23 protein-coding genes and 1 riboswitch are annotated in these 26,290 nt (G+C 50.2%); of the genes, 13 read left to right on the forward strand and 10 right to left on the reverse strand.

The window, feature by feature from the left end; genetic code table 11:
- Positions 1-684: 684 nt before the first annotated feature.
- Positions 685-1,008: an ArsR/SmtB family transcription factor gene (locus tag OCV81_RS13245; RefSeq protein ID WP_022355195.1), complete on the reverse strand. Its 324-nt coding sequence runs from the start codon at positions 1,006-1,008 to the stop codon at positions 685-687.
- Between the two features lie 125 nt (positions 1,009-1,133).
- A riboswitch (cobalamin riboswitch) is annotated at positions 1,134-1,334 on the forward strand.
- A gap of 85 nt (positions 1,335-1,419) precedes the next feature.
- Here OCV81_RS13245 and OCV81_RS13250 point away from each other — a divergent pair.
- From OCV81_RS13250 to OCV81_RS13270, 5 genes are read left to right on the forward strand one after another with little or no spacing between them, the layout of a single operon-like run.
- On the forward strand, positions 1,420-3,402 hold the full coding sequence (locus tag OCV81_RS13250; protein ID WP_262640367.1) for a TonB-dependent receptor: 1,983 nt from the start codon (positions 1,420-1,422) through the stop codon (positions 3,400-3,402).
- A gap of 5 nt (positions 3,403-3,407) precedes the next feature.
- Complete coding sequence (locus tag OCV81_RS13255; RefSeq protein WP_148330438.1) at positions 3,408-4,559, forward strand: YncE family protein; 1,152 nt, start codon at positions 3,408-3,410, stop codon at positions 4,557-4,559.
- 46 nt (positions 4,560-4,605) lie between these two features.
- Complete coding sequence (locus OCV81_RS13260; protein ID WP_148330440.1) at positions 4,606-5,640, forward strand: PKD domain-containing protein; 1,035 nt, start codon at positions 4,606-4,608, stop codon at positions 5,638-5,640.
- Positions 5,641-5,678: 38 nt separating this feature from the next.
- Positions 5,679-7,157, forward strand: coding sequence for a DUF5074 domain-containing protein (locus OCV81_RS13265; protein ID WP_148330442.1), 1,479 nt, complete (start codon positions 5,679-5,681; stop codon positions 7,155-7,157).
- Between the two features lie 15 nt (positions 7,158-7,172).
- Positions 7,173-8,453: a DUF5074 domain-containing protein gene (locus OCV81_RS13270; protein ID WP_148330444.1), complete on the forward strand. Its 1,281-nt coding sequence runs from the start codon at positions 7,173-7,175 to the stop codon at positions 8,451-8,453.
- Between the two features lie 68 nt (positions 8,454-8,521).
- Here the strand turns inward: OCV81_RS13270 and OCV81_RS13275 are convergent, their stop codons facing one another.
- Positions 8,522-9,481, reverse strand: a complete 960-nt coding sequence (locus OCV81_RS13275) for a LysR substrate-binding domain-containing protein (RefSeq protein WP_148330446.1) — start codon at positions 9,479-9,481, stop codon at positions 8,522-8,524.
- Positions 9,482-9,582: 101 nt separating this feature from the next.
- Between OCV81_RS13275 and OCV81_RS13280 the strand changes: the two genes are divergently transcribed.
- Positions 9,583-9,822 (forward strand): hypothetical protein, encoded by a 240-nt coding sequence (locus OCV81_RS13280; RefSeq protein ID WP_022353531.1) that lies wholly within the window; start codon positions 9,583-9,585, stop codon positions 9,820-9,822.
- 42 nt (positions 9,823-9,864) lie between these two features.
- Positions 9,865-10,230 carry a thioredoxin gene (gene trxA, locus OCV81_RS13285; RefSeq protein ID WP_022353530.1) on the forward strand — a complete coding sequence of 122 codons (366 nt, stop codon included), beginning with the start codon at positions 9,865-9,867 and terminating at the stop codon, positions 10,228-10,230.
- Positions 10,231-10,308: 78 nt separating this feature from the next.
- Here trxA and OCV81_RS13290 read toward each other — a convergent pair whose 3' ends face one another.
- Positions 10,309-11,196: a hypothetical protein gene (locus tag OCV81_RS13290; protein ID WP_148330447.1), complete on the reverse strand. Its 888-nt coding sequence runs from the start codon at positions 11,194-11,196 to the stop codon at positions 10,309-10,311.
- A 102-nt stretch (positions 11,197-11,298) separates the two neighbouring features.
- Here OCV81_RS13290 and OCV81_RS13295 point away from each other — a divergent pair, with 102 nt between their 5' ends.
- Together OCV81_RS13295 and OCV81_RS13300 are read left to right on the forward strand one after the other, a co-directional pair.
- The gene (locus OCV81_RS13295) at positions 11,299-11,745 is read left to right on the forward strand and encodes a S24/S26 family peptidase (protein ID WP_148330449.1); all 447 of its coding nucleotides are present in this window, start codon (positions 11,299-11,301) and stop codon (positions 11,743-11,745) included.
- A 20-nt stretch (positions 11,746-11,765) separates the two neighbouring features.
- The gene (locus OCV81_RS13300; RefSeq protein WP_148330451.1) at positions 11,766-12,032 is read left to right on the forward strand and encodes a PqqD family protein; all 267 of its coding nucleotides are present in this window, start codon (positions 11,766-11,768) and stop codon (positions 12,030-12,032) included.
- Positions 12,033-12,054: 22 nt separating this feature from the next.
- Here the strand turns inward: OCV81_RS13300 and OCV81_RS13305 are convergent, their stop codons facing one another.
- From OCV81_RS13305 to priA, 4 genes are read right to left on the reverse strand one after another with little or no spacing between them, the layout of a single operon-like run.
- On the reverse strand, positions 12,055-13,281 hold the full coding sequence (locus OCV81_RS13305) for an anaerobic sulfatase-maturation protein (RefSeq protein WP_148330453.1): 1,227 nt from the start codon (positions 13,279-13,281) through the stop codon (positions 12,055-12,057).
- A 28-nt stretch (positions 13,282-13,309) separates the two neighbouring features.
- Positions 13,310-13,810 carry a low molecular weight protein-tyrosine-phosphatase gene (locus OCV81_RS13310; RefSeq protein ID WP_148330455.1) on the reverse strand — a complete coding sequence of 167 codons (501 nt, stop codon included), beginning with the start codon at positions 13,808-13,810 and terminating at the stop codon, positions 13,310-13,312.
- Positions 13,807-14,523, reverse strand: a complete 717-nt coding sequence (locus OCV81_RS13315; protein ID WP_148330456.1) for a phosphatase — start codon at positions 14,521-14,523, stop codon at positions 13,807-13,809. Before OCV81_RS13315 ends, OCV81_RS13310 begins: the two co-directional genes overlap by 4 nt.
- Before the next feature lie 11 nt (positions 14,524-14,534).
- Entirely contained in the window at positions 14,535-16,997 is a 2,463-nt protein-coding gene (gene priA, locus OCV81_RS13320) for a replication restart helicase PriA (protein WP_148330458.1), read from the reverse strand.
- 89 nt (positions 16,998-17,086) lie between these two features.
- Between priA and OCV81_RS13325 the strand changes: the two genes are divergently transcribed.
- A complete protein-coding gene (locus OCV81_RS13325; RefSeq protein WP_148330460.1) occupies positions 17,087-18,070 on the forward strand; it encodes a Gfo/Idh/MocA family protein in 984 nt (327 codons plus the stop codon).
- A gap of 86 nt (positions 18,071-18,156) precedes the next feature.
- Here OCV81_RS13325 and OCV81_RS13330 read toward each other — a convergent pair whose 3' ends face one another.
- A complete protein-coding gene (locus OCV81_RS13330) occupies positions 18,157-18,735 on the reverse strand; it encodes a porin family protein (RefSeq protein WP_022353521.1) in 579 nt (192 codons plus the stop codon).
- Between the two features lie 140 nt (positions 18,736-18,875).
- Positions 18,876-21,167 (reverse strand): outer membrane beta-barrel family protein, encoded by a 2,292-nt coding sequence (locus OCV81_RS13335; RefSeq protein ID WP_262640366.1) that lies wholly within the window; start codon positions 21,165-21,167, stop codon positions 18,876-18,878.
- Between the two features lie 126 nt (positions 21,168-21,293).
- Between OCV81_RS13335 and OCV81_RS13340 the strand changes: the two genes are divergently transcribed.
- The 3 genes from OCV81_RS13340 to OCV81_RS13350 are packed head-to-tail and all read left to right on the forward strand — an operon-like array spanning position 21,294 to position 24,465.
- On the forward strand, positions 21,294-22,694 hold the full coding sequence (locus tag OCV81_RS13340) for a sensor histidine kinase (protein WP_148330464.1): 1,401 nt from the start codon (positions 21,294-21,296) through the stop codon (positions 22,692-22,694).
- Positions 22,695-22,707: 13 nt separating this feature from the next.
- Positions 22,708-23,412, forward strand: coding sequence for a response regulator transcription factor (locus tag OCV81_RS13345; RefSeq protein WP_148330468.1), 705 nt, complete (start codon positions 22,708-22,710; stop codon positions 23,410-23,412).
- 18 nt (positions 23,413-23,430) lie between these two features.
- On the forward strand, positions 23,431-24,465 hold the full coding sequence (locus OCV81_RS13350; RefSeq protein ID WP_148330466.1) for a threonine aldolase family protein: 1,035 nt from the start codon (positions 23,431-23,433) through the stop codon (positions 24,463-24,465).
- Positions 24,466-24,547: 82 nt separating this feature from the next.
- On the opposite strand, the gene OCV81_RS13355 is transcribed toward OCV81_RS13350, so the two are convergent.
- On the reverse strand, positions 24,548-25,075 hold the full coding sequence (locus OCV81_RS13355; RefSeq protein ID WP_022353516.1) for a gamma carbonic anhydrase family protein: 528 nt from the start codon (positions 25,073-25,075) through the stop codon (positions 24,548-24,550).
- Positions 25,076-26,290 lie beyond the last annotated feature (1,215 nt).

Raw genomic sequence — 26,290 nt, forward strand, 5'->3', positions numbered from 1 at the left:
GCTCCTTGAGGTCTTTCAACTTCTTGAAGTTCAAGTTCACTTCTCTATTTGCAAAGGCTGTGCCACAAACGGGTGCCATAGCTGCCTTTTTTGTGAATATTTTTGATAACTTCCTTATTATAAGATGGTTACATTCTCCGCTTCGTTTGCTGGGAATTATGACTTTTGTGTACCGTGTAGAAAATAGTAACAAATTGTCACCTGTAAATAGATGAATACCGACAAAAAGTCCATTTTGTTGACATATTGTCATGTATATCGCCGCAGACGTGGCAAAACTTGGATTCGATGAAGGCTGATATGTGCCGGTGGCATGCGACAGGCCATTGAGACCGATGTGCAGCCGTTTTCCGGCTTTTGCGGTGCAAGGAATAGGGATATTTCCCGGAAATGGCAGGATGCTTTCAGAGAAACGTCCGGTAGATTTTTACGTTTCCTAGTTTGAAAACGTTCGTTTTCCGTGGCTGAACCGTATGTTTTTCAGTAGTGAAACCTAGGTTTCCTAGGTGGGAAACGTAGACAATGCCGGAAAGAAAGCCTTTCTTCGTCGGGACGTTTTTGGCTTTGCGTGTAAGTGATTCCCATGCGGTCGTCTGCCTTCGTCAGTTTCACGTTGAGGTTGTTTTTGGGGACGACTTTGCTTGTATGATGGGAGCCTTGTATTTAAGGTACAAAAGAGCTTGCTTAGCAGCAGCCCTTTTTCTTGCAGATAGGTTGTCCGAAGAAGTCGGTAAACATCTTCTGAGCCAGTGCCCAGTTTTCCTTGTGGATGCAATACTTTACCTTGGGTGGCTCGATTTCGCCTTGAATCAGTCCGGCTTCTTTCAGTTCTTTCAAGTGCTGCGAAACCGTGGCCTTGGCTATCGGCAGTTCATCGTGGATGTCGCCGAAGAAACAGCTCTCCTGTTGTATCAGGAATTGCAGGATGGCCATGCGGGCAGGATGGCCCATCGCTTTGGCAAACCGGGCTATCCGTTCTTGCTCTTCTGTGTATTTTTTATCGGTCATAAGCTTTTTCTCTATTTATTGTTCGCTAAAATACGAATAATAAGATAGACAGGCAATAAAAGGAACGTTTTTTAACAAGATAAAATATTTTGTCCGTTTTATAAGAAAAATTTGTCAAATTGTCTTATCTTTGCCTCCGAATGGTTCCGAGTGTCTGTTCAGGCCCTCGGATGAAAAGGGAATCAGGTGCAAGTCCTGAACAGTCCCGCTGCTGTAAGCTCCATTCAACCTGCTGGAAAAGACTCATGCCACTGATGACTGAACACAATCGGGAAGGCTCCAGGAGGGGAGTAAGTCAGAAGACCTGCCATCATACATGTTAACCACGCTCGTGGGATTAGGTGGTTAAAACGATTTGGATTTTCAATTAGTACGGAAAAAAGTATGGGTAGACGGAAGTTTCTGTCTGTCATGCTGGGGGGTATTCTATGCCTTGGGAATACTGTGACTCTTCGTGCGCAGAGCAGGCTCGACAGCTTGCAGCACTTGGACGAGGTGGTGGTCACGGTACGTGCGTTGCCCAAGGAAGTGATACCCGTGCAGCAACTGGCGGGTGAACAGCTCAGCCGGTTGTCATCGCACAGCGTGGCAGATGCCCTGAGGTATTTCTCGGGTTTGCAGATAAAGGACTATGGCGGCGTGGGCGGTCTGAAGACGGTCAACATCCGGAGCATGGGCACGAACCATGTGGGGGTGTTCTACGATGGCGTGGAGCTGGGGAATGCCCAGAACGGGACGGTCGATTTGGGACGTTTCTCGCTCGACAACATGGAGTCTGTCACCTTGTACAACGGACAGAAGAGTGCCATTTTCCAGCCGGCCAAGGATTTCGGTTCGGCAGGTTCCATTTATTTGCAGTCTCGGGTGCCTGTGTTTTCCGGAAAAGAATTGCAGCATGTCAAGGCGACTTTCAAGACGGGTTCGTTCGGGCTGGCCAATCCTTCCTTGTTGTGGGAGCGGAAGCTGACGGAACAAGTGAGCACGTCGTGGAGTGCGGAATACTTGTACACCACGGGAAAATACAAATTTTCCTACCGCAAGCAGGACGGGTATGACACCACTGCCGTGCGGCAGAACGGCGATGTGAATGCGTTGCGGGTGGAAGGGGGCTTTTATGGAAAGCTGCCGCGGGGCTATTGGCGGGCGAAGTCGTACTTGTATCGTTCGGAACGGGGATACCCGGGAGCGATTGTGCGCAACAAGTTCTCGCACGAGGACCGGCAGTGGGATACGAATTTCTTTACGCAGGGGGCGTTCAAGAAGGATGTGGCCGACTGGTACAGCCTGATGGCGCACGTGAAATATGCGTATGATTACTTGCATTACTTGGCCGACCCGCACAAGGACGAGTCGCTGATGTACACCAACAATCATTATTACCAGCAGGAGGGGTATGCCTCTTTGGCCAACCGCTGGGTGCTGACCTCTTTTTGGGAAGTCAGTCTGTCGGCGGATTACCAGTTTAATCTGCTGAATGCCGACCTGACGGATTTTGCCTATCCTCGCCGGCATACGGAAATGGTGGCTGTGGCTTCGGCCTTGGATTATCACGGACTCAAGTTGCAGGGCAGTCTGCTGGGCACGTTTGTGCAGGAGCGGGTAGAAGGCTCCGGAAGGGCGGCTCCCCACAAGCGGGAGTGGACACCTGCGCTGATTGCTTCCTATCGGCCTTTTCAGAAAGAAGATTTTCACCTGCGGGCTTTTTACAAGCGGATTTTCCGGATGCCTACGCTGAATGATTTGTATTATACTTTTATCGGTAACGTGGATTTGAAGCCGGAGTTTACGAACCAGTTTAATGTGGGGTTCACTTACGGCAAGTCGTGGACCGGCAGCTGGCTGCGTCACCTGGAGCTGCAGGTGGATGCGTACTACAATGAGGTGGAGAACAAGATTGTGGCTACTCCGACTTCCAACTTCTTCCGCTGGACGATGGTCAACTTGGGACGGGTGGAAATCCGGGGTGTGGATGCGGCGTTGCAGAGTGTGTGGCAGTATGGCAGGCATACGATGTTGACGGCCCGGGTGAATTATACTTACCAGAAGGCACAGGATTTTACCGACCCTGCGGCAGAGTTTTACGGGGGGCAGATTCCCTATATCCCCTGGCACAGCGGTTCGGCGGTGCTCAACCTCAACTGGAAAAAATGGGAAACCAACTATAGCTTTATTTATACCGGCGAGCGATACACCTCGCAAGCCAATATCCCGGTCAATTACCAGCAGCCGTGGTACACGAGTGACTTCTCGGTGGCCCGTCGGCTGGACTGGGGGCCGGGTGAGCTGAAGGTGACGCTGGAAGTGAACAACCTGTTCAACCAGCAGTATGAGGTGGTGACGTGTTATCCCATGCCGGGAATCAATTTCAAGTGTATCGTGCAATATAGCTTTTGAGACTTATGAAACGTAGATTTTTAAGATATCTGTGGGTGGCGGTTTGTCTGTTCCTGTGTCTGGCTTGCCGGGAAGATCTTCCGGTGCTTCGTTCGGAAAGTGAGGCCGTCAGCCGCCCGGGCAGTCCGCATGAGATAAAGGGAATGTTTGTCCTGAACGAGGGCAACATGGGAAGCAACAAGTGTACCCTCGATTTTCTGGATTTCCGGAGCGGTTTCTACACCCGCAATATTTATCCGGAACGGAACCCGGAGGTAGTGAAGGAACTGGGTGATGTGGGCAACGACCTGCAGGTGTATGGTAACCGGCTGTATGCGGTCATTAACTGTTCGCACTATGTGGAGGTGATGGATGTGCGTACGGCCCAGCACATCGGCAGTGTGAATGTCACCAACTGCCGCTACATCGTTTTTGCGGGCGACAAGGCTTACGTGAGTTCGTATGCTGGTCCAGTACAGATTGACCCCAATGCCCGTCCGGGAAAGATTGTGGAGTTTGATGTGAATACCCTGCAAATCACCCGGGAGGTGGTGGTGGGCTACCAGCCGGAGGAGATGGTCATCAAGGATGGGCTGCTGTATGTGGCCAATTCGGGAGGTTACCGTTTCCCTAATTACGACCGCACGGTGTCGGTGGTCGATTTGGGTACGTTCGAGGTGGTGAATACCATTGATGTGGCCATCAACCTGCATCGGATGAAGCTGGCGCCCGACGGACTGATTTACGTCAGTTCCCGTGGGGACTATTACGGCACGAAGTCGGACGTGTTTGTCATCGACCCGGAGGCACAGCGGGTGGTCGGCCGGTTGGGAGTGGCAGCCAGCGAGATGTGCATGGACGGCGACGAACTGTACCTGATTAGTGTGGAATGGAGCTATGTGTCGGGAAAGAATGAAATCCGGTACACGTTGTACGACACCCGAAAACGGGAGATTCTTCCCCGGAATTTCATCACGGACGGCACGGAGAAGGATATCAGCATTCCTTACGGGCTTGGGGTAAATCCGGAGACCAAGGAAATTTTCGTGTCGGATGCCACCAACTACGTGACGCCCGGTTATTTGTATTGTTTCTCTCCCGAAGGAAAGCTGAAATGGAAGGTGCGTACCGGGGATATTCCGGCGCATTTTGCCTTTACTTCGGCAGACTTCTATTAAGAATACGAACAGGAAACCTTGTGAGAATGAACAAAAACCATAATATATGAAAAAAAGAACAATCTATCTGGCAGACCGTCTTCTGTGGATGGTACTGCTATGCGGGGGCCTTTTTTCGGCTTGTCGCAGCGAGAAAGAGGACCCGGTGGAGAAAGAGCCGGAAGTACCTGCTACTCCGTACATCACGAAAGTGTTGGAATTTGTACCTTGTCCGGGGCAGTTTGTCAATGTGTTGCCGGAATTTAAGGAGGGCGACACGCAGGAAACCATAAACCAGAAAGTGCTGGAACTCATCGGGCACAACAAGCGGGGACTGGTTTCGCTGGGAGGCTTCGGCGGTTATGTGGTAGTCGGTTTCGACCATACCATCGAGAACAAGCCGGGCAGCCGGGATTTTCGGGTGTTGGGCAATGCCTTCAACGGCAATTCTTCGGCGGCAGCCAGTGGTACGGCTAAAGGAGGAAGCTATGAGCCCGGTGTGATTCTGGTGGCCTACGACAAGAATGGCAACGGGAAACCGGATGCCGACGAGTGGTACGAAATTCAGGGCAGCGCCCAGAAAGGAGAGATGGAACCTTGGTATGCCGAAGCGAAGGCGGTAGGGAACGACCTGCATTGCTATTCCGATTACGAGATTACGTACTATAAGCCGAAAGCGGAGCCGAAGACGCAGGATGAAGAAGCGCAATACATCCGCTGGACGGATAACAAGGGGGGCGAAGGTTATCTACCCAAGAACGAGTATCATCGCCAGCCGTATTTCCCGCAGTGGATTCAGTCGGACAAGCTGACGTTCAAGGGAACCTGTCTGCCGCAGAACGGACTGAACCACGGAACGGAAGAAGCGCCTTATTTCGTGCTGTTCAGTTTTGCCTACGGTTATGCCGACAATGCCGTGAACGATACGGAGGCTGCCTGCATCGACATCGACTGGGCAGTGGATGCCCACGGGAAGGCGGTGCATCTGCCGGGCGTGGATTTCGTGAAAATCTATACCGGAGTGCATCAGGTGAACGGCTGGCTGGGAGAGTGCTCCACGGAAGTGATGGGAGTGGAAGACTTGCATCTGCTGAAAAACTAATCAACTTAACATACATTCTATTTTAAACCTAAAGTAACATGAAACTAAAAGACTTATTTAATGTGAAGCATGTCGGTGCTGTGTTTTTACTAGCCGTGGCTTTGCTGGCAGGCAGTTGTAGTAAAGAGAAAGGGCTAGGAAACGGAGATACCCCTCCTTCTGGTTCGGCGGCTTCTTTTGAGTTGAAGACAGAATTGGAAGCCGATCGTCCGGTAATGCTGGCTCCAGGTGCAGAGTGCAAACTGGAATATGCGGCAGAGCATGTGAAATCGGTTGCCGTGGCAGACGTGCCGGAAGGCTGGACAGCCGAAGTGGATGAGAAGGCGGGCACTGTCACGGTGAAGGCTTCGGCTGAGGCGGTACAGAAGGCAAAGATTACGCTGAAGGCGGTGGGCGAAGATGACAAGGAAGTAACGAAAGCGGTGGAATTTTATTGCCTGAATTCGTTTTCCGACCCGAAAGGAGTTTTTGTGCTGAACGAAGGAAACATGACGACCGAGAATGGTTCGCTCACTTACATCACCCCCGAAGGTTATGTGGTAGGAGATGCGTATAAGGCGGTCAACGGTACGGAACTGGGAAATGTGGCACAGGATATGGCTTTTCACGACGGTAAGATTTATGTTATTACGCAGAACGGTAATGAGAATCCTGTCGGTACGAAATTTGAAAACGACGGCATGCTGATTGTGATGGATGCCAAGACCTTGAAGAAAGAGAAGGCATTGAGCAAGGCGGATTTGCCCAGCATTGACTGGCCCACGCACATTGCCGTGCTGGATGAGGCGCATGTGTATCTGCGTGACAACACGGGAGTGTATTGCCTGAACTTGAAAACCAAGGAAATGAAGCTGGTGAAGGGAACGGAAAAAGCGCCGAAGAGCCAGTTCGTAGTGATGAACGGAAAAGTCTATACGTACAGAACGGGAAAAATTGGAGGAATTATCGAGATTTCTCCCGACCAGGAAGAGGCACGTAAGATTAATTTCCCCTATACACTCTCTCCTCAGATTAACGAGACACTGGGGGTGAAAGCGGCAGGCAACGGTGAACTGTGGGTGATGGGATTCGGCTTGGGCAAGTCTTCCATCAACAGGTTTAATCTTTCCACACGGAAGATGATTCAGCGGCAAATCAGTATCAAGCCTTACGTGGGTTCTTCGGGGGTCGCTTTTGCGGTCAAGGGCAATGATATTTATTATGCCGACCGTACCACCGTATACCGGTTGCCTTTTGATGACAGTCCGCAGTTGAATGCGGCATCCGGGCTGGAGGCGGAAGAACAGGTTTGTGACCTGAATGCCCTGGATGACGATGCGGTCATGCTGTACAATGGACTGGCGGTACATCCTGTGACCGGGCATGTGTATGCCAATACCATCAAGGGGTACGCGCAGTTCACCAGAAACCAGATTTGGGATTTTGATTTTGCAGCCAGTAAAGAAGCTCCGGCAGCCAAATATGAGAATTATACGCATTTCCCGGCAGGTTTCTTCTTTGTGCCGAATAATAACTGATGAAAGGATGAAAAGATGAGAAAACAAATTTTTTATATCGTATGGATGGCCTGTGTGGGCATGGGTATGCTTCCCGGGTGTAAGGAAGAACAGAAATTGGAACAGCCATCGGCCGAGACTCCTTCTGAGGGTACGGGAGAAATTGTGTATTTGGATGGGTATGCCCGTCCGGACGGTGTCCTGATTCTGAACCAGGGGGCACCTGCCATTGAAAACAGTTCCATTACCTATCTGACTCCCGATGGGAAGATAGAAGAAGGAGTGTATCGGAAGGTAAACGGTACGGCGCTGGGTAACGGTGCACAGGATTTATGGATGGATAATGGGAAACTGTATATCCTCAGTAATGGAGTTTATACGTTTGGAGGCGACGAAGGAGATGGCTGTCTGGTGATTGCGGATGCCGTGACTCTGAAACGTGAGAAAACATACAAGCTGGACGACCTGAAGTTCAAGCGTCCGGAAGGAAGTCTGGACAAGGATGAATGGATTAGTTTGTCTGTTCCTTTTGAAAATATTGCGGTATTGGATGAAAGGAATATTTTCTTCGCGGAAGGACAGGGCTTTTTCCGCCTGGACGGCACGACTGGTGAGGTGAATGTGGTGGAAGGAGCCTATCATTTTGGGAACAAGGGGAATACGGTTGAGGCAGTGGCAATTCCCCGGGGTATTCTTCGGGTAGGCGATTGCTTGTATTGCGGGGGAGGAGGCTTCTGGGAGTCTACTCGTCTGCTGGAGTTCTCGAAGGGAATGAATAAGGTGAGCCGGGTGTTGCCCGATTTGAAAGGAGAATTTATCAGTGGGCTGTTCCAGACCGGTGAGCGGGAAATTGTACTGGCGACTTGCGGTAGAAAAGGAGAGAAGAACAGTTATCTCCAGTTTGTCGACTTGGATGAGTGGAAGGTGACCAAGAGCAAAAAGATTTCGGAAGATATTTCTGCCGAGTTCTTCAACACTTCCGGGGTTACGCTGGCAGGAGATTATCTGTATTATGCGGCTGGAAGCACCACGATCAAACGCTTGTCTTTAAAGACTTGGAAGAGCGAAGAGTTTATCAATGTATTGAATGATGCCCCCGAGGGAAAGTACCTGAACTGTAACGTGATTGCCGACCCTACCAACCAGTATGTGTATGTGGCGGTATCCAACGTGTATCGGGAGAACGTGAAGCCCGATAAAAACTATTTGTTGGTGTACGACTGTAGTGGAAATACTCCTTCGCTGGTGCAGAAGATTGAAAACCAGACAAATTATCCGATAGGGATTTATCCTATGCGGAAATTCTATCACAAATAACACTTTTTCTTGGTAAGTGACTGCAGGCTTTTGGAGCAATCCGGAGCTTGCAGTTCTTTTTTTGTCCGCTACTTTGAGGAAGAAGGGTTGGGAGTATGCCGCAGCTTGACGGCATGGGTGGCAAGTCGTTTCTCCAGCATATTGGCGGGAATGAGACGTTTCAGGGTATCCAGTACGGCATTGACCATCCGTTCGCGGATAAAATCTTCTTTTATCAGGATGGAAATGCGGCGTTGGGCCGGTGGGTTGAACTGAAGCGCCAGGATATGGCTCCGCTGTTTCTCTGTAAGCGATTGGAGGTGAAGTTCGGGAATGATGGTATATCCTCCGTTGCGGTCTACGATTTTAATCAGCGTCTCAATACTGCCGGCTTCGTAGATGTGATTGCCGATGTCTTTGTTCTGGCAGAAGTTCATGCCACTGTGGGGCATGCAGTGTCCTTCTTTCAATATCCACATCTGTTCCGGAGGCAAGGTACCGTTGGCGAGGCAGTTCTTGGCTTGGTCGCATTGTTCGGAAAGGTAGGCCACGAACTTTTCGGTGTAGACCGGTATTTCCAGAATGCGGGTATCTGGTTCCTCTGGGGAGGTGCTGAGGGCCATGTCCAGGTTGCCGTATTTGAGTTCCTGCAGCAATGCTTTTTTCTCTCTTTCATCGATGAAGAGGCTGACATGGGGATAGGCTTTCCGGAAATGGTAAATGAAGTCGGGCACGAGGTAGGGGGCAACCGTGGGCAATACACCGATGCGCAGGCTGCCGTTCATGCGATCTGTTTCATCGGCCACCACTTCTTTGATGCGCTGGGTTTCATTCAGGGCTATCTGTGCCTGCCGGATAATCTTTTCTCCGATGCAGGTGGGGGAGATATTCTTTCGGTCGCGGTTGAAAATTTTGACATCAAGCTCTTCTTCCAGCTTTTGAATCATTGCACTGAGGGTAGGCTGTGTCACCCCGCAGGCTTCGGCGGCAAGTACGAAGTGGCGGTATTTGTCGAGGGCCACGATGTATTCCATCTGTTGTAAGGTCATGGTTCAATAGATTTTATCAATACAAAGATAGGAAAAATCTGTTGTGCGGGTAGTTGCTTCCTTGTACATTTGCGTCAGAAACCAAGAAAAAAGTATTGACAATGAAAAGATTATTTCGCAATTGGGATGTGCTCCGGGTAATACGCCTGCTGGCCGGAGCGGTGTTTGCAGGGTATGGTATCTATGCCTCCGACTCCCTGATGATCATATTGGGCGGGTTGTTGATGCTGATGGCCGTGGTCAACTGGTCCTGCTGTGCGGCGGGGGGATGCGGTACCTCTAGTGAAAACAAGGCTTTGTATAAGGATTTTGTGAAACCTTATCGGGCAGAGAATAAATAACAGAGATAAATATAAAAGTGTAAAATCTAAAAACAGAAGAATATGAGTGCAGTACATTTGAACAAAGCAGATTTTTTGACGAAAGTAGCTAACTATGAAGCCAATCCGAACGAATGGAAGTTCCTCGGCAGCCGTCCGGCGCTGATTGATTTTTATGCCACTTGGTGCGGGCCTTGCAAGATGCTGGCACCGGTACTCGACGAACTGGCCGATGAATATGCCGGACAAGTGGATATCTATAAAGTGAATGTAGACGAGGAAGAAGAACTGGCTGCTCTGTTCGGTATCCGGAGCGTACCTTCACTGCTGTTCGTGCCAATGACGGGTACTCCGCAGATGGCACAGGGAGCTTTGCCGAAGAAGAACCTGAAGGAGGCTATCCAGAATGTGTTGTTGAAAAATGACTGAATGAAGCCATTCCTTGTTGCATGAAGGAAGAAGAGAAGTAGGCCTGTCCGGTAATCGCATCGGACAGGCTTTTTTGTGTCAACGGGTTTGCAGGGTTTGGGCACACAGCACAGCAGCTTCCTGGTCGGGACGGCACTGCAGGTGATAGAACTTGCAATGTGTGACGACTTGCTCCAAGGTGTGATGAATGCAGTCGGTGATTGAAGAGTCCCATTTGACGGAGGAACAGGAGGGAAGCAGACTGGCGTATGCTTTGCTGCCTGTCAGGCTGGTGATGTGGTTGACTGGAGCTTGTGAGAGCCGGACAATGGCTTTCAAGGGGACTTCCTTATTCTTGTAGCAGGGAGTCTTTCCGCTCCAGGGACTTCCGAATATGACTGGTGTTCCGTGACAGATACGGATGACCGGATTGTCGTCGTTCAGAAGTTCGCTTTCTGGAATGTATTGCAGCCACAGGCGACTGTGGGTACTTTTTCCTGTTCCGCTCTTTCCCAAAAAAGCATAACCTTGCTGGTCTTTGCATATGACAGAGGAATGAATCAGCAGCGTATCCAAAGGGGCTGTCTGTCGGGTAAAGGTCAGCATCAAGGCATTGTGAAGGCCGAACGTGAGTTGTTCGGGAGTACTTGTTTCGCACAAGTAGAGTGTCTTCTCGGTGGGTTGCACGGTATCGCAAACCAATGCTTCCGGTTTGCCGGGTGCCAGTGAAAAGCCGAAGGTATATCCTATGTTCGATTGAAAGACCCAAAGAAAAGGAAGTTCCTGATCAAAATGCTTCAAAAGTTGTTCCTGTGGGGGAACAGGCAGTTCCTGGCACAAGTGGAGGTGAAGTGTAAATAAGGGAGGTTCTTCCGTTTGTGTCTCGAAAGGAGCATACGCTTTCAGTATTTTTTCTCCCGTCGGTTTATCTACTGGCAGTTCCAGACGGAACAAGTGGCGGGCGACTTGATAAGTTTTTATAATCATATTTGTGAGGGTTCTGATTGATTGAAACAAAAGTAGTAAAAAAAGAAGTTGCTCCGGATTTTTTCGTTACATTTGTGGCCCGAGGTAAGTCAGCATGAACGGATGAACAAGAAAATAATACCCAACGAGATACTTTTTTCAGAAATACGTAAGATAATTGCTTCCGGGAAGGAGGCTGTTTTCAGAGTGAAAGGGCGGAGCATGCTTCCTTTTCTGAAAGGAGATTGTGATTGCGTGCGACTAGGGCCTCCTACAGACATACAGGTGGGGGATATCCTGTTGTTTGAATCGACTCCGGGACATTTTATTCTTCACCGGCTGGTTGCAATAGAAGGGGAGATTTTTGTTTTCATGGGTGACGGAAACTGCTACGGACGGGAAAAATGTCAGCGTAGCCATATTATCGGAAAGGTGAATGCCGTGATTCGGGAAAACGGAAAAGAAGTGGACTGCAATTCAGCTTCTGAACGGCGGAAGGCCCGAATCTGGAGGTGGCTGTTGCCTGTGCGTCGTTATCTGCTGGCTATCCGGCGCAGACTGTATGAATAATTTAGGATAAGAATACGATTATGAGGATAAAAGATGGATTTGTAATGCGCGAGATGTGCGGAGAGTATATCGTGACAGGTGAGAGCATGGAATATGTGGATTTCAACAAGATGCTGAATCTGAATGCCACTGCTGCTTATTTGTGGAAAGAAGTAGCGCACAAGGATTTTGACTTGCACACATTGACCGACTTGCTGGTACGTAAATATGAGGTGAGTGAGGAACAGGCAGCTGCCGATGCCGCTCATCTTTGTCAGACCTGGAAAGAAGCCGGTGTGTTGGAATAGGAAATAGAAAAAGGGAGAGCTTTTAAAGCTCTCCCTTTTTGATGGCCTCCATGATATTGGCTGGCGGGCGTTCGGCCAGCAATTCTTTTTTCATATAGTCCATGTAAGGAGCCACGTGCTGGAAGAACTGATGGTATCCCTTGCACAGATAATTCAATCCCGGCTCGCTGTCGGCGGTATGGGTGAAGCGGTTCTTGGGGCACTCGCCGTTGCAGGCAAAAAGAAACTCACATTCCTTGCACTGGCGGGGCAGGGCATCTTGTTTCATCTGTCCGAACTGGAGCTGGCGGTCGCTGTACATCATCTCGACCAGTGTCTTCTCGTGTATGTTGCCCAGTTTGTATTCCGGAAAAACAAAGTGGTCGCAGGAATACACATCACCGTTGAACTCCATGACACCGGCATGTCCGCAGGTCTTGGCCAGGGTGCAGACTCCTGGTTGTACACCTACCCAGTTGGCCAGGGTAGAGTCAAACAGCTGGATGAAGAATTTGCCCACGTCTTCACGTACCCATTCATCGAACAAAGTGCAGAGGAAGTTTCCCCATTGCTCCGGCGATACGGAAAAGTCAGCCAGTTTTTCCCCTTCTTGCAGTGGGCTGGCCAGGTGGCGTCCGTCGGCATGGGGACTGATACGTTCCACAATCGGAGTAAACTGAATGTAGCGGCAGTCAATCTCCTTGAAGAAATGATAGAAATCCAGCGGATAGTCGGCATTGAAGTCGTTGACTACGGCCAGGGCATTCCATTCCACTCCATGTTTTTTTAGCAGTTGAATGCCCTGCATCACCTTGACGAATGACGGGCGTCCCTGACGGTTCTTTCGGTATTCGTCGTGGAACTCCTGCGGACCGTCAATCGACACGCCTACCAGCCAGTTGTTCTTTCGGAAAAACTCGCACCATTCATCGTTCAGCAACGTACCGTTGGTTTGGATGCAATTGTCGATGGTTCGTCCGCCGGCATATTTCTGTTGCAGTTCTATCACCCGTTTGTAGAAACTCAGCGGGCGCATCAGGGTTTCTCCTCCGTGCCAGGTGAAGAGGACCTGCGGCATGGTTTGGGAACTGATGTATTCACGGATGAACTTTTCCAGCAGTTCGTCGCTCATCACGTGTTTGGAGATGTCTTTATACAAGTTCGCCTTTTCCAGGTAGTAACAATAGTCGCATGCCAGGTTGCAGACCGCTCCGACGGGTTTGGTCATCACATACAGCGGGCGGGCGAAAGGCGCAATGGTTTGGTTCATGGTATTTTTGTTTAGGTAAGTGATCAAGTTATTTTTCAGCGGTTTCTTTGTGCTCGGGAGTCTCCGTTAAGTGTTCCAGCAGTCCTTGGCAGGCATCTTCCAAGATGTCGAGCACATTCTCAAAGCCCTGTGCCCCTCCATAGTAAGGGTCGGGCACATGGTCGATGACCTTGGTACGGCAGAACTCCGTCATGCGATGGATTTTCTGTTCGCTCTCCAAATCGGGTGCTTTCTCTCGGAGGGCATCGATGTTGCGGTCGTCCATTCCTAGAATCCAATCGAAGTGATAGAAATCTTCCGTACGGACCGGGCGTGAACGGTGCGTCAGCTCATAGCCTCTGCGGATGGCATGTGCCCGCATGCGCGCATCCGGCAATTCTCCTTCGTGAAAGCCGATGATGCCTGCAGAATCAATTTCAAACTCTTTTTCTCTTCTCGCCCGGCGTACCAGGGTACGCATGATTTCTTCGGCAGAAGAGGAACGGCAGATGTTGCCGAGACAGACAAAAAGTATGCGTTGTTTTTTCATTTGTCGAGGTGTAAATACTGTTTAAAACGGGCCACATCGGTGTTCAGGATGAGGCTCTCCGGAAATTCGGTTTCCTTGACCAGTTCCAGGGCATGGTCGTAGGTTGCGATGTCGAACGAGATGTGGGCGTCACTTCCCAGGATGACCGGTACTTCGTATTGTTTGCAGAGACGGAGTATCTCCAGGTTGTTGGGACGTGCCTCTACTTTCTTGCGGCAGGGCTTCAGGGAACTGTTGTTGATTTCCAGCAACGTGTGATTCGCCTTAGCGGCCTGTACAATCGGTTCGAAAATCAGTTTGGCGGTTCCGTCACCTGGGTGGCTGATGATGTGCGTGTACGGATTTTCAATGGCCTTGATCATGCCGTGAGTATTTTCCTCGGGAGTGCCCGGCGTGTAGCATAAAGAGTGAATCCCCGCAATCCGTAGGTCCAGCAGGTTCATGTGAAACTCGTCCAGGTCGAGGTTACCTTCTGTGTCGAGGATGTTGATTTCCGCTCCGAGCAGGAGTTCGATGCCGTACATCTTCCGTGGCACCACGTGCAGGTTGCGGAAATAAATCAGGTGGCAGCTTCCGGGGATGCCCGGTGTATGTTCCGTGATGCCGAGCAGCTTCAGTCCCTTGTCGGCAGCTGCCCGTGCCATTTCCTGCAGGCTGCTGAACGCATGTCCGCTGGCGATGGTGTGCGTATGTACATCTAATTCTATGTTCATTGTGATATGGTTTAAGTAGGGTCTACATCATAATATACCATGAGCGAACGGAAACGCTCGTCTTCTATCAGGCTCCGTTGCACTTGGGTCAGGTAACGGCGTACTTTGCTCAGCGAGGCTTCCTGTTCTATCTTGATGACAATCTTCCGGATGAAGAGCGATTGTATCCGGGCCACCGGTGGTTTGTCTGGTCCCAGTATCCGTTCGCCCATGCCTTGGCGCAGACGGGCAGCCATAAGCTCTGCTGCCTGCGTCAGAATGTCTTCTTTGCGGTGCTTCAGGTACACATAAACCAGGCGGTAGAAAGGAGGATATTTGAAAAGTCTCCGTTCTTCCATCTGTTCTTGGTACAGACTCGCATAGTCGTTGGCCATAATCTGGTGGATGAGCGGGTTCTCCGGCGATTTGGTCTGGAGCACCACCAGTCCCTGTTTGTTCTTTCGTCCGGCTCGTCCGGCCACCTGCGCCATAAGCTGGAAGGCCCGTTCATACGAGCGGAAGTCGGGATAGTTCATCATGGAGTCGGCATTCAGGATGCCTACCACACTTACCCGGTCGAAGTCGAGTCCTTTGGAAATCATCTGCGTGCCAATCAGGATATCCGTTTTTCCTTCCTCAAAGTCGCTGATGATGCGTTCGTAAGCCGTACGGGTACGGGTGGTGTCCAAGTCCATCCGGGCTACCCGGGCTTCCGGGAAAATCTGTTTGATGTCGTCTTCTATCTTTTCCGTTCCGAAGCCCCGGTTTACCAGTTCCACTCCGCCACAAGCCGGACAAGCCGTGGGTACAGCGTAGGTATAGCCGCAGTAGTGGCACGTCAGTTGGTGAAGCACCTTGTGATAGGTCAGGCTCACGTCACAGTTCTTGCAACGGGGAACCCATCCACAAGTGCGACATTCAATCATCGGCGCGAAGCCCCGTCGATTCTGGAACAGGATGACCTGCTCCTTTTGCTCCAAGGCTTCCCGTATCTTTTGCAACAGCAGGGGAGAGAACTGGGCCGTCATCCGTTTCTTACGGGCCAGTTCCTTGATGTCCACCAGTTCGATGTGCGGCAGCTGGATTTGCTGGTGACGCTCCGTCAGTTCCACGAGTCCGTATTTCCCGCTCCGGGCATGGAAATAACTTTCCAGACTGGGAGTAGCCGTGCCCAGCAAAGTCTTGGCCCCGTACATGGAAGCCAGCATGATGGCCGCGTTCCGGGCATGATACCGTGGGGCAGGGTCTTGCTGCTTGTAGCTCGTTTCATGTTCCTCGTCCACGATGACCAGTCCCAGTCGCCGGAATGGCAGGAATACGGACGAACGGACTCCCAGTATCACGTCGTAATCTTGCTCGGTGAGTTGTTTCTGCCAGATTTCCACCCTTTCCGCATCGGGAAACTTGGAATGATACACTCCCAGCCGGGCTCCGAACACCCTTCGCAACCGTTCGGTGATTTGGGTGGTGAGGGCAATTTCCGGAAGGAGGTAGAGTACCTGCTTGCCGGCTTTCAGCACTTCTTCTATCAGGTGGATATAGATTTCAGTCTTGCCACTGGCCGTGACTCCATGCAGCAGACAGACATTTTTCGTCTGAAAACAAGTCAGAATTTCGTAAAAGGCTCGTTGCTGAGCGGGGCTGAGGGTATGTACGGGGACCGTTTCGGTTTCTTTGTCAGTCAGTCGGCCGATTTCGTACAGATAAGTCTCCAGTATTTGTTTGTCTACCAGATTCTTGAAAATGGACTGGGTTTGTCCGGATGCTTCCAGCAGTTGCTTCTTGCTGACTTCCCGGATGTCTTTCCCTTGGGCATTCCATCCCGACAGTTCCAGGTATTTCATCAGAATGGCCTGCTGTTTGGGAGCCCGTGCCAGCATATCAAATTTTATGTGCAGGTGATGTTCGTTCTGCAAAGCCTCTGTCAGGCGGACCCGTACTTCCGTGCGTGGCTTGTAGCTCCGCTTGATTTCTTCCTTGATGCAGATGGCTTCTTTCTCCAGCAGCGACTTGATGACCGGCAACAGATTCTTCATCCCACTGGCCTTCTCCAGTTGCGTGACACATTGTTCCGGGTCGGCGCTGAGCAAGTCCAGGATACGCTGTTCCCGTGGAGGAAGCGGTTCCGAAGCCACAAAGTCCGGGTTGTATTCCACCAGCGTTTCACTTTCCAGCTTCATGCCCGAAGGCAGAGCCGCTTTATACACATCGCCCAGCGTACAGAGATAATAGTCGGCCAGCCATTTCCAGAAAGAGAACTGACGGGCCAATAAGACGGGGCGCGAATCGAGTACTTCCGAAATGTCCTTCGTCTCGTATGCCTCGGGAGCCGTTTCATGTACTTTTGTTACGATGGCTGTATGAAACTTCTTCGGACCGAAGGATACGATGACCCGACAGCCCGGTTGTACACTCTCTTCCAGGCTTTCCGGAAGCGAGTAAGTATATTGGCTGGCAATGGGCAGCGGAACGATGACATCTACGAACTTTTTCATACTGCAAAGGTATAAAAAGCCCCTCACATAGCTGGTTCCCTTCTGAAACTTTTATAGCTTTGTGTCCTGGTTTTAATATTTAATGAAAAATGAAAATTTACAATATCGGAATTATCGGGTGTGGCGGAATTGCCTGCAAAATGGCGGCCACCCTTGGAGGAATGAAAGGAGTGAAACGGTATGCCGTGGCTTCGCGTACGTTGGAGAAGGCACAGGCTTTTGCCGACAAGTGGGAGTTTGCGAAGGCCTACGGAAGTTATGAGGAACTGGCCTCAGACCCGGAAGTCGACTTGATTTACATTGCGACCCCTCATGCCATGCATTACGACAATGCCCGTATGTGTATCGAAAAAGGCAAGCCTGTGTTGTGTGAGAAGGCCTTTACCGCCAATGCCCGTCAGGCTGCCGAGCTGCTGAAACTGGCCGAGGAAAAAAAGGTATTCCTGACCGAAGCTATCTGGACCCGCTACATGCCGCTTTCACTGAAGATTCGGGAGCTGCTGGAAGAAGGAGTCATCGGTACGCCTTATATGCTTTCGGCTAATTTGGGCTATGTGATTGACCGGAAAGAACGCATCCTGCGTCCGGAATTGGCGGGAGGTGCGTTGTTGGACTTGGGAGTGTATCTGCTCAACTTTGCCGCCATGTATTTCGGTAAGGAGATTGCTTCCGTACATTCTGTTTGTCAGAAGACCGATACGGGGGTCGATGCACAGGAAAACATCACCTTGCTGTTCCAGGATGGAAAGATGGCGGCTTTGCAGGCCAGTATTCATGCCGTGACCGACCGTATGGGAGTGATTTCGGGCGATAAAGGTCATCTGATTGTGGAGAATATCAACAACCCACAGTCGGTTCGAATTTTGGATGCCAACTATCAGACGGTAGCGGTGTACGAAGCTCCGCAGCAGATTACAGGTTACGAATACCAGGTATATGCCTCTTTGGAAGCCATCGAGAAAGGCTGGCTGGAATCGCCGTATATGCCGCACGCCGAGACGCTACGCCTCATGCAGCAGATGGATGCCCTCCGCAAGGAATGGGGAGTGGTATATCCCTGTGATAAAGAATAAGTTTGACTCGTATAAAAAAGAAGAACCTCTTTTAAAGCTGCTTGAACGCACTTTAAAAGAGGCCTTTTTATAATTGGCAGATTGAATCAGAACATATAAGCAATGGATACTTGCCAGCTGTTATTCTTGAAACCTTCTGACTTTCCGTCTTCAGTGTTGACCATGATACCATTGTCTTTCAAACCGATGTTGTAGTTGGCACCGAGGTGTACATGACCCAAAAGTTTCAAGCCAGCACCTACGTTCAAGCTGGTGGTCTTTTTGTTGAACTCGCATATATCCTTGAACCAGCGGTCTCCTACATTAAATCCAAATTGAGGACCTACTGCCAGATAAGCTCCTATTACGCTGCTGAATCCGATGCTCCATTTCAAGTTAATCGGAATTTCGATGCTTTTTCTGGTGGTACTTCCGGCTTCTGTGTCAATACCCGATTGGTTATAAAGGGCTGCGACGTCGATGCCTACTCCCAAAAGCGGCAATGTAAACTCTGCCGTCGGACCTACAAAGAATCCTGTTCTGTTATCTGGGTTGAAGACTTCTTTTGTCAGAGAAATCTTGGAGATGTTCAAACCTCCTTTAAGCCCGAATTGTATTTGCCCCTGCGCCGGAATGGCGAACGCCAGACAGGCTATCACCATCAGTGTAGATAATAACTTTTTCATATTTCACTTTGTTTAGACGTTTTCACAAAGTTAGACATAAATTGGAAATAAAAAAGAGGAAATAGGAGAAATATACTATCTTTTTTAAAGAATTTATAGTAAGACAAAAATCTTTTTGTAGATGGTTTACGGAAGTAAACTCAAGAATGATTCCCGAACCGGGAGGTATCCACATCTTTTACTTCTTTTTTCTTGTATCCGCCAAAACGGTAACTGAACGAAAGGGTGACACTCTGCAGGTAGCTTTTGGTATTCATGTCGAGATACTGTGCTCCGTTCCGGACTCTGGTCTTGGGGTTCATCGTGTTGAAAATGTCACTGCCTTTCAGTTGGAGCATGGCCCTGTCTTTGGCAAAGGTATAGCGCAAGGCGGCATCCACGAAGCCTACCGGTTGGATGTCGTAGCTTCCTTGTATGGACTGGGTCTGCCCGAAAGCGGTGACTTCCATTTTCAGGTTGGGCCGGCGGCACAGCTGGAAGGTATTTATCCACTGGCCGACTCCTACCCATTGCTGTTGGTTGAAAGGCGCATCATAGTATGCGCTGGCCTTGTCGTGCTTTAAGCTTGCCTGCAGGGTGAGGCGACTGTCCCACCAGTGGCCCACCTTGAAAGGAAGGATGGCAGTAAAAGCGAGCTCTTGGCTGTAATCCCAGTTTTGCCAGTTGTAGATGGCTTTCAGGCGGTCGGAATTCAGGTAGACGGTCTGCATGAAATAGTCGGGTATATAGCTGTAGCTTGCCTGAAAGATGTACTTGCTTTTCAGAATGTAGGTCAGGTCGACATCATATTCGGTGTAAGGGCGGAGGAAGGGATTCCCTACACTCTCGTTGTAGCCGTTCAGGTAGCTGGTGGCTCCGCTCAGTGTCCAGTAGTCGGGGTAGGTCTTGTCGGAACTGAAGGACAGCTGGAGGATGTGGGAGGCCGACGGCATGTAATTCAACTGGAGAGTGGGGTAGACGGCCCATTTCCGGTAATCCTGCATTTGATAGTATTCCAAGGTGGCAGAAGCACTCAGCGTCCATTGGGAGTTGAACGGCTTGTCGAATCCGGCGTAGACGTTGTAGGTATATTCACGGATGCGGTTGTACAGGTTCTGGCCCTGCATTTCCGGCAAGTCATAGTCTTGTATGTTCCGGTTGTGCACGTAGGAAAAGGAAGTCCCGTAGTTCAGCATCCAGTCGTGCGGCAGTGAATGGCTCTGGTCGGCATAGATTTTCCAGCGGTCGATGTGCTGGTCGGAACGGCTGACGAAACGGGTTTCCACTTCTTCCGGGCTTTGGTCGAAGAAATTTTGGGTATCGGTTGAGGTGAAATTGGTATAGTCGGCACCGGCCCGGAAACCGAATCCGGAGGTGTAGTTCAAGGCGGCGTTGTGCATCTGATGGTGTGTGCGGGAATCATTGAACGATTCGGAGATGCTGCCGCTGGAATGGCTGTGGTGCTGGCTGTTAGGGCTGAACTGGGTGGTGTACGACAATTCGAGGGAGTTGTCGGCATCGAACTTGTAGGTTCCTCCGGCCCGCAGGGTATGTGCCAGGCTGCGTCCCGTATGTTCGGTCACCTGGTTCACGTTGTACACCGGTCCTTTCACCGTATGATGAGCGAGGAAGTCGATGTAACCGCGGGTGTAGCTGCTTTGAAGGTTGTACATGAAATCCAGGTCGACTTTGGGAGAAGTATAGGCCAGTGTGACCCCTCCGTTGCCGCCGGCTTCCTTCTGCTGTTTGTATTCACCGCGGATTTCTCCTTGCAGCCCTCCTTCCCCGGGCTTGTATCCTTTCAGCACGAGGTTGATGGCGGCCCCGCGTACGTGGTACTGTGGAGGAGCGCTGTACATCACTTCTGCCTTTTCCACGCGTGAAGCCGGCATCCCCTTTAAGAGCGTGATGAGTTGTTCGTAGGTCATGGACGAGGGACGGCCGTTCAGCAGCAGACTGACGCCGCCTGCCCCAGCCAAGGTCAGTACGTCGTTCTGTTCAATCACGCCCGGAAGCTGTTTGAGGGCTTCGTAAGCATTGGTGACCAACCGCTGGGAAATCAGCTGCGGCATGTCGTAGCTCAGACGGCTGCCTTCCACGGTGACCAGCGGGCGTTCTCCTTCTACTACGACTTCCTGAAGGGCGTAGTCTTTCGGCTGCAACACAAATGTACCGACATCTCTTCCGCTTCCCTCTTTTTCCAGGGTTTCATACAGCAGGTGCTGGAAGAGCAGGCGGTAACGTGTCGGCTGGTGATTCAGCAGAAAGGTGCCGTCGGTATTCGTGATGGTGGCTTCTACAAATACAGAATCAATGGTTTGGAGTACGACCGTGGCTCCGTCAATGGGCTGGTGCGACGGGTCGGTGACTTTTCCTGTGATGGTTTGTGCAGTGACTGTGCCGAGCATCGTACCGAGCAGTAACAAGATGCTCACTAAAAAATACTTTTTCATATCGTTCGTGTCTTTATCTTTCATTATCTTTGACACTGCAAAACTAAAAAGCCCGTTTTGCTTTTTGGGTTAAGGCAAGGTTAACGCTACGTTAACGGCTTTCGTTTACGTGAAGAATATACGGTTATGAAGATGAAACACATTCGCTGGATTGCGGTAGTGGGACTGATTGCGATTGTCGAACTGCAGTATGTCTGGCTGGTCAATACTTACAAGCTGACACGGGAGAATGTCATGCGGCAAAGTCATGAGCTCTTCAAGGACGCGGCGCTTCAGGAAACTTTCTGTCGGATGAGCCTCTGGAAGCAATTGTATGGGAAGAAGGATTCCACGTATACTTATCAATTTAAACTGGAAGAGGAGGTGGAGGACAGCGATACGCTGCAGTCTTCTACTCCGGAAACGCGCGAGTTCATCGAATCGGCAGTCTTTATCGCCCTGCAGGAAGGGGTGCTGAATACGTTCAAGATGGATGTGTCTTTGTATCGTTTGGATTCCATTTATACCCACCTGCTGGACTCGGTCGGTATCTCGGCCAAGGTGTCGACTTGTATGACAGATTCGTTGGGGAATGTGTTGCAGGCATCCTCTCCGCAGGCAAAGCTGGAGGGGCAGAAATATTTGAAAACGCAACCGGTAGCTCTCGACATGGCACATACTCGCTATCTGCAAGGGGTGATTCTGAATCCCTACTGGGTGATTTTCCAGCGTATGACGCTGCTGCTGATTGCCACGGTGCTGATTATGGCGTTGGTCATTGTCTGTATTGTGTATCAGATACGGGTCATTATCCGTCAGGACAAGATTGCCAAGGTAAGGGAGGATTTCTCGTATGCCATGATTCACGACATGAAGACGCCGCTGAGTTCCATCCTGATGGGAACGGAGATTCTGGAAAGTGGGCGTTTAGACGGACAGCCGGAAAAGAAGGAACGGTATTTCCGGATTGTGAAGGAGGAGGGAGAGCATCTGCTGGCACTGACCAACAAGGTGCTGACACTTTCCAAACTGGAGAATCATGCACTGAAATTAGAGCAGACGGATTGTCTGCTCCGACCGATTTTGGAGGATTTGGCGGAGAAGTACAAGGCGAAGGCAACCAAGCCGGTGACGTTTGTCTGGCATTTGCAGGAAGAAACGGTCTGGGCGGACGAGGAATTTCTGAAAGAAGCGCTCAGCAACCTGATAGACAATGCCTTGAAGTATTCGGGTGAATCGGTGGAGATTACGTTCGTTTCGGAACGGAAAGCGGATGGAACGGTCTGTGTGACGGTGGCCGACAATGGCTTCGGTATTCCTTTAAAAGACCAGCGGAAGATTTTTGAGAAATATGAACGGGCAGAAGCCAGTGCGCGCAGCCGTTCCGGAGGTGCTCCCGGCTTTGGACTGGGACTGAACTATGTGCTCCGGATTATGGAGGCACACGACGGGCGGGTGACACTGGAAAGCATGGAGGGCGAATACAGTCGGTTTACGTTGGTTTTCCCTCCAGAGAGTGCCATGGACGATAAAAAAGAGGAACAATAATATGGAAGGACAGATCATCAAACTGCTGTTAGTGGAAGACGATGCGAACCTGTGTTATATCATTCAGGGAGGCCTGGAGGATATGATTGGCGGGTATAAAGTGCTGACGGCAGCCAATGGCGAGGAAGGGCTGAAGGTGTGGAAGGCAGAGCAGCCGGATGTCATCGTGGCCGACATAGAGATGCCGGTGATGGACGGGTATGAGATGGTGAAACGTATCCGGGAAGAAGATGAGCATATCCCCATCTTGTTTACTTCCGGACGGGTTTCGCCGAAAGATGTAGTGAAAGGTTATGAACTGGGTGTGAACAACTATGTCAAGAAGCCTTTTCTGGCCGAGGAACTGCATGCGCATGTCACGGCTTTGTTGAAACTGACCCGGGGCCTGCAGGTACAGAAGGAGGTGCCGGAGGTATCCATCGGGCGACTGTTCTCGTTTGATACCACACGTGGAGTCTTGAAGCAGAAAAGCGGAGAAGAACGTATGCTGACGGTGCGGGAGGCCGATTTGCTCCGTATGTTGTGCGAGCACAAGGGGCAGGTCGTACGGCGGGAGGTTATCTTGTCGCGTCTGTGGAATACAGAGGAGGATTATTTCGCTTCGCGCAGCCTGGATGTCTTCGTGTCGCGTCTGCGCAAATTGCTGGCGAACGATGAGACAGTGGAGCTGAAGACCGTGAAGGGCGTCGGTTTGATATTGGAAGAAAGAAAAGTTTAATTTAAATACAAAACGAATATGCAATATTTTAAGAGTGATTACATGGAAGGAGCGCATCCGCTGATTCTGGAGCGCTTGAGTCAGACGAATATGGAAAAAACTTCGGGTTACGGCACGGATGAGTATTGTGCTTCGGCCCGTCGGAAAATTGCAGAGGCATGCGGCTGTCCGCAGGCGGAAGTGCATTTCATGGTGGGAGGTACGCAGACCAATGCCACGGTCATTACGGCAGTGTTGCGTCCGTATGAGGGTGTGATTGCGGCGGTAACCGGTCACATCAACCAGCATGAAGCCGGAGCGGTGGAAGCGGGAGGCCATAAGGTGCTGGCTTTGCCTCACCACGAAGGAAAACTGGATGCAGCGGAGGTAGACCGTTATGTGACAGCCTTTTATCAGGACCCGAGCTGGGACCACATGGTGGCACCGGGGATGGTGTATATTTCGCATCCGACGGAGTACGGTACACTGTACACCTTGGAAGAACTGAAGGCGTTGTCTGCCGTATGTCGCAAGCATAAGATTCCGTTGTTCTTGGATGGGGCCCGTCTGGGTTACGGACTGGCGGCACGGGATACGGATGTGACCTTGAAGGACATCGCTACCTTGTGTGATATTTTCTATATCGGAGGAACCAAGGTAGGAGCGTTGTTTGGAGAAGCCGTGGTGATTCCGCAGCCCGGAATGATTCGTCAGTTTGATACGATTATCAAGCAGCGGGGTGTATTGTTGGCTAAAGGACGTCTGCTGGGCTTGCAGTTCGATACCCTGTTTACCGACGGGTTGTATGTGAAGATTGCCCGTCATGCCATCGATATGGCGGAGCGGATTGTGGAAGGTCTGAAGGCATACGGCTATACATTTTTCATTCGTCCGCAGAGTAACCAGTTGTTTGTCACGCTCGAAAACTGTTTGTTTGAGAGACTGGTGCAGCGCGTCGGATTTGAAGTCTGGGAAAAACGTGCCGACGGAACGACGGTGGTACGTATTGCTACCAGCTGGGCCACTCGGGAAGAAGATGTAGCCGAATTGCTGGAAGAGTTGAAAAAGAAATAACCGCTAATAAATAGTGGAATTAAGCAGTCGGCCTCGCAAAGCCATCGGTTTTTACCATGGCGTCTTGCGGGGCCGGCTGTGTTTATTTCGCCTCTTCTTCCTTGAACCAAGAGGCATACATCAGGTAGCCGTTGGCAATTTTCTGATTGAGTTCCTTGCTTTGTGCCGGATCGACTTTCTTGATGAACTTGGCCGGAACACCTCCCCAGAGGGTATGGGGCTCGATGACGGTGTTTGCCAACACCAGGGCACCGGCAGCCACGATGGCTCCTTCTCCCACTACAGCATGGTCGAGTAGGGTAGACCCCATGCCAATCAGGGCATTGTCGTGTACGCAGGCCCCGTGAAGTGTCACGTTGTGGCCGATGGATACGTCGTTGCCGATTTCTACAGTCGATTTTTCATACAAGGTGTGGAGTACGGTGCCGTCTTGGATGTTCACCCGGTCGCCGATGCGGATGGAGTTCACATCGCCCCGAAGTACGGCATTGAACCATACGCTACAGTCGCGTCCCATTACTACGTCGCCAATAATCGTGGCGTTATCGGCCAGATAACAGTTTTCGCCGATTTGAGGAGTAAATCCTCTGACAGATTTTATTAGTGCCATAAGTTTGTTTCATTTGATAAAGCGGCCTAAGTTAGTAGATTTTTGGGAATTCTCTATGATTTTTGTAGGTCTTGCAGCAGCTTTTTCCGTAGAAGTTGAATGCTGACAGGGCTGATTCTTTCAGGAAAGGGAGTATTTTTCAGAAATGCTAGGGCAATAAATCTCTTTTTTCTCTCTGTTTTCTATGTTTCCAATGTGTAAACCGTAGGTTTTCCTTTCGGGAAACGTACGTTTTCCTTGGCGGAAACCTACGTTTCCCGAAAGGGAGACATAGAAAATGTCGGGAGCTTTGGGACAAAATGTGCCTGCGGTGTGAATTTTTCGGGGCGTTATTTGTCATGCAGCATGGAATAATCACGGATTTTATGGTGGACTGGTGATTCCGTTTCCTGCATTTTTCGGGCGTTTTTTCGGTTTTTGGCCTTCGTGCAGAAGAATTCCGGGCAGGATTTTCCGCGTTTTTGCTGTTTTTTGTACCGGTTCGGCATGTATTTTTGCCTTTCCCTTTTACGTATGCGAGTATATGCGTGCGTACACATGCCCGCGCGAAATACATAATGTAGGGCTGTTTCCGTCCGTTTTTCCCTTGTCCAAAAAATGTCCACATACAATTGGTTCTTATTCAGTGATTTACAAAAATTCTTCAAAATTTCCGCAAAAAAGTATTGCGTAAAAGTTGCAGAACCGGAAAAAGTGCGTACCTTTGCAACCGCTTTCGAGAGGGAGAGCCGCTGAGAATGACAGAATGGTAAAGAGAGGCAGACTTACTGAAGGCGCTGCACCCGAGTATCTTACCTTGCAGGGACGCAAGGGAGCGAGAAAAGGATAAGCCCGGAGAGGTCCTCCTGAAAAACTTTTTCGAAAAAAAACTTCGAAAAAATTTGGAGGGAAAGAAAAAACGCCTTACCTTTGCAAACGCTTTCCCCCTGAAACGGGAGCTCAAGAAAAGATAGTTCTTTGAAAGACTTTAGATAAACAAACGAAGATGTAGTACAAGAAGTAGTCTTATATATAATGTATATGTGAGATGAAACAAGAACCGTCAATAACCTGAAAAGGATATAGAAAATCGGTTTCCTGGAACAGAATCAACGATACCCGCAAGGGTAAGAGAATATTTTACAATGAAGAGTTTGATCCTGGCTCAGGATGAACGCTAGCTACAGGCTTAACACATGCAAGTCGAGGGGCAGCATGAACTTAGCTTGCTAAGTT

This window comes from Phocaeicola fibrisolvens (assembly GCF_025567125.1).
Taxonomy (GTDB): Bacteria; Bacteroidota; Bacteroidia; order Bacteroidales; family Bacteroidaceae; genus Phocaeicola; species Phocaeicola fibrisolvens.

Bases quoted from the DNA above. Each gene is read 5' to 3' on its own strand.
- OCV81_RS13275 (WP_148330446.1), bottom strand. From the start codon at position 9,481: ATGACCTTACAACAGATGGAATACATCGTGGCCCTCGACAAATACCGC.
- OCV81_RS13270 (WP_148330444.1), top strand. From the start codon at position 7,173: ATGAGAAAACAAATTTTTTATATCGTATGGATGGCCTGTGTGGGCATG.
- OCV81_RS13300 (WP_148330451.1), top strand. From the start codon at position 11,766: ATGAGGATAAAAGATGGATTTGTAATGCGCGAGATGTGCGGAGAGTAT.
- OCV81_RS13355 (WP_022353516.1), bottom strand. From the start codon at position 25,075: ATGGCACTAATAAAATCTGTCAGAGGATTTACTCCTCAAATCGGCGAA.
- OCV81_RS13310 (WP_148330455.1), bottom strand. From the start codon at position 13,810: ATGAAAAAACAACGCATACTTTTTGTCTGTCTCGGCAACATCTGCCGT.
- OCV81_RS13305 (WP_148330453.1), bottom strand. From the start codon at position 13,281: ATGAACCAAACCATTGCGCCTTTCGCCCGCCCGCTGTATGTGATGACC.
- OCV81_RS13280 (WP_022353531.1), top strand. From the start codon at position 9,583: ATGAAAAGATTATTTCGCAATTGGGATGTGCTCCGGGTAATACGCCTG.
- OCV81_RS13315 (WP_148330456.1), bottom strand. From the start codon at position 14,523: ATGAACATAGAATTAGATGTACATACGCACACCATCGCCAGCGGACAT.
- OCV81_RS13340 (WP_148330464.1), top strand. From the start codon at position 21,294: ATGAAGATGAAACACATTCGCTGGATTGCGGTAGTGGGACTGATTGCG.
- OCV81_RS13265 (WP_148330442.1), top strand. From the start codon at position 5,679: ATGAAACTAAAAGACTTATTTAATGTGAAGCATGTCGGTGCTGTGTTT.
- OCV81_RS13335 (WP_262640366.1), bottom strand. From the start codon at position 21,167: ATGAAAAAGTATTTTTTAGTGAGCATCTTGTTACTGCTCGGTACGATG.
- OCV81_RS13295 (WP_148330449.1), top strand. From the start codon at position 11,299: ATGAACAAGAAAATAATACCCAACGAGATACTTTTTTCAGAAATACGT.
- trxA (WP_022353530.1), top strand. From the start codon at position 9,865: ATGAGTGCAGTACATTTGAACAAAGCAGATTTTTTGACGAAAGTAGCT.
- OCV81_RS13325 (WP_148330460.1), top strand. From the start codon at position 17,087: ATGAAAATTTACAATATCGGAATTATCGGGTGTGGCGGAATTGCCTGC.
- OCV81_RS13290 (WP_148330447.1), bottom strand. From the start codon at position 11,196: ATGATTATAAAAACTTATCAAGTCGCCCGCCACTTGTTCCGTCTGGAA.
- OCV81_RS13330 (WP_022353521.1), bottom strand. From the start codon at position 18,735: ATGAAAAAGTTATTATCTACACTGATGGTGATAGCCTGTCTGGCGTTC.
- OCV81_RS13350 (WP_148330466.1), top strand. From the start codon at position 23,431: ATGCAATATTTTAAGAGTGATTACATGGAAGGAGCGCATCCGCTGATT.
- OCV81_RS13260 (WP_148330440.1), top strand. From the start codon at position 4,606: ATGAAAAAAAGAACAATCTATCTGGCAGACCGTCTTCTGTGGATGGTA.
- OCV81_RS13245 (WP_022355195.1), bottom strand. From the start codon at position 1,008: ATGACCGATAAAAAATACACAGAAGAGCAAGAACGGATAGCCCGGTTT.
- OCV81_RS13255 (WP_148330438.1), top strand. From the start codon at position 3,408: ATGAAACGTAGATTTTTAAGATATCTGTGGGTGGCGGTTTGTCTGTTC.
- OCV81_RS13250 (WP_262640367.1), top strand. From the start codon at position 1,420: ATGCTGGGGGGTATTCTATGCCTTGGGAATACTGTGACTCTTCGTGCG.
- priA (WP_148330458.1), bottom strand. From the start codon at position 16,997: ATGAAAAAGTTCGTAGATGTCATCGTTCCGCTGCCCATTGCCAGCCAA.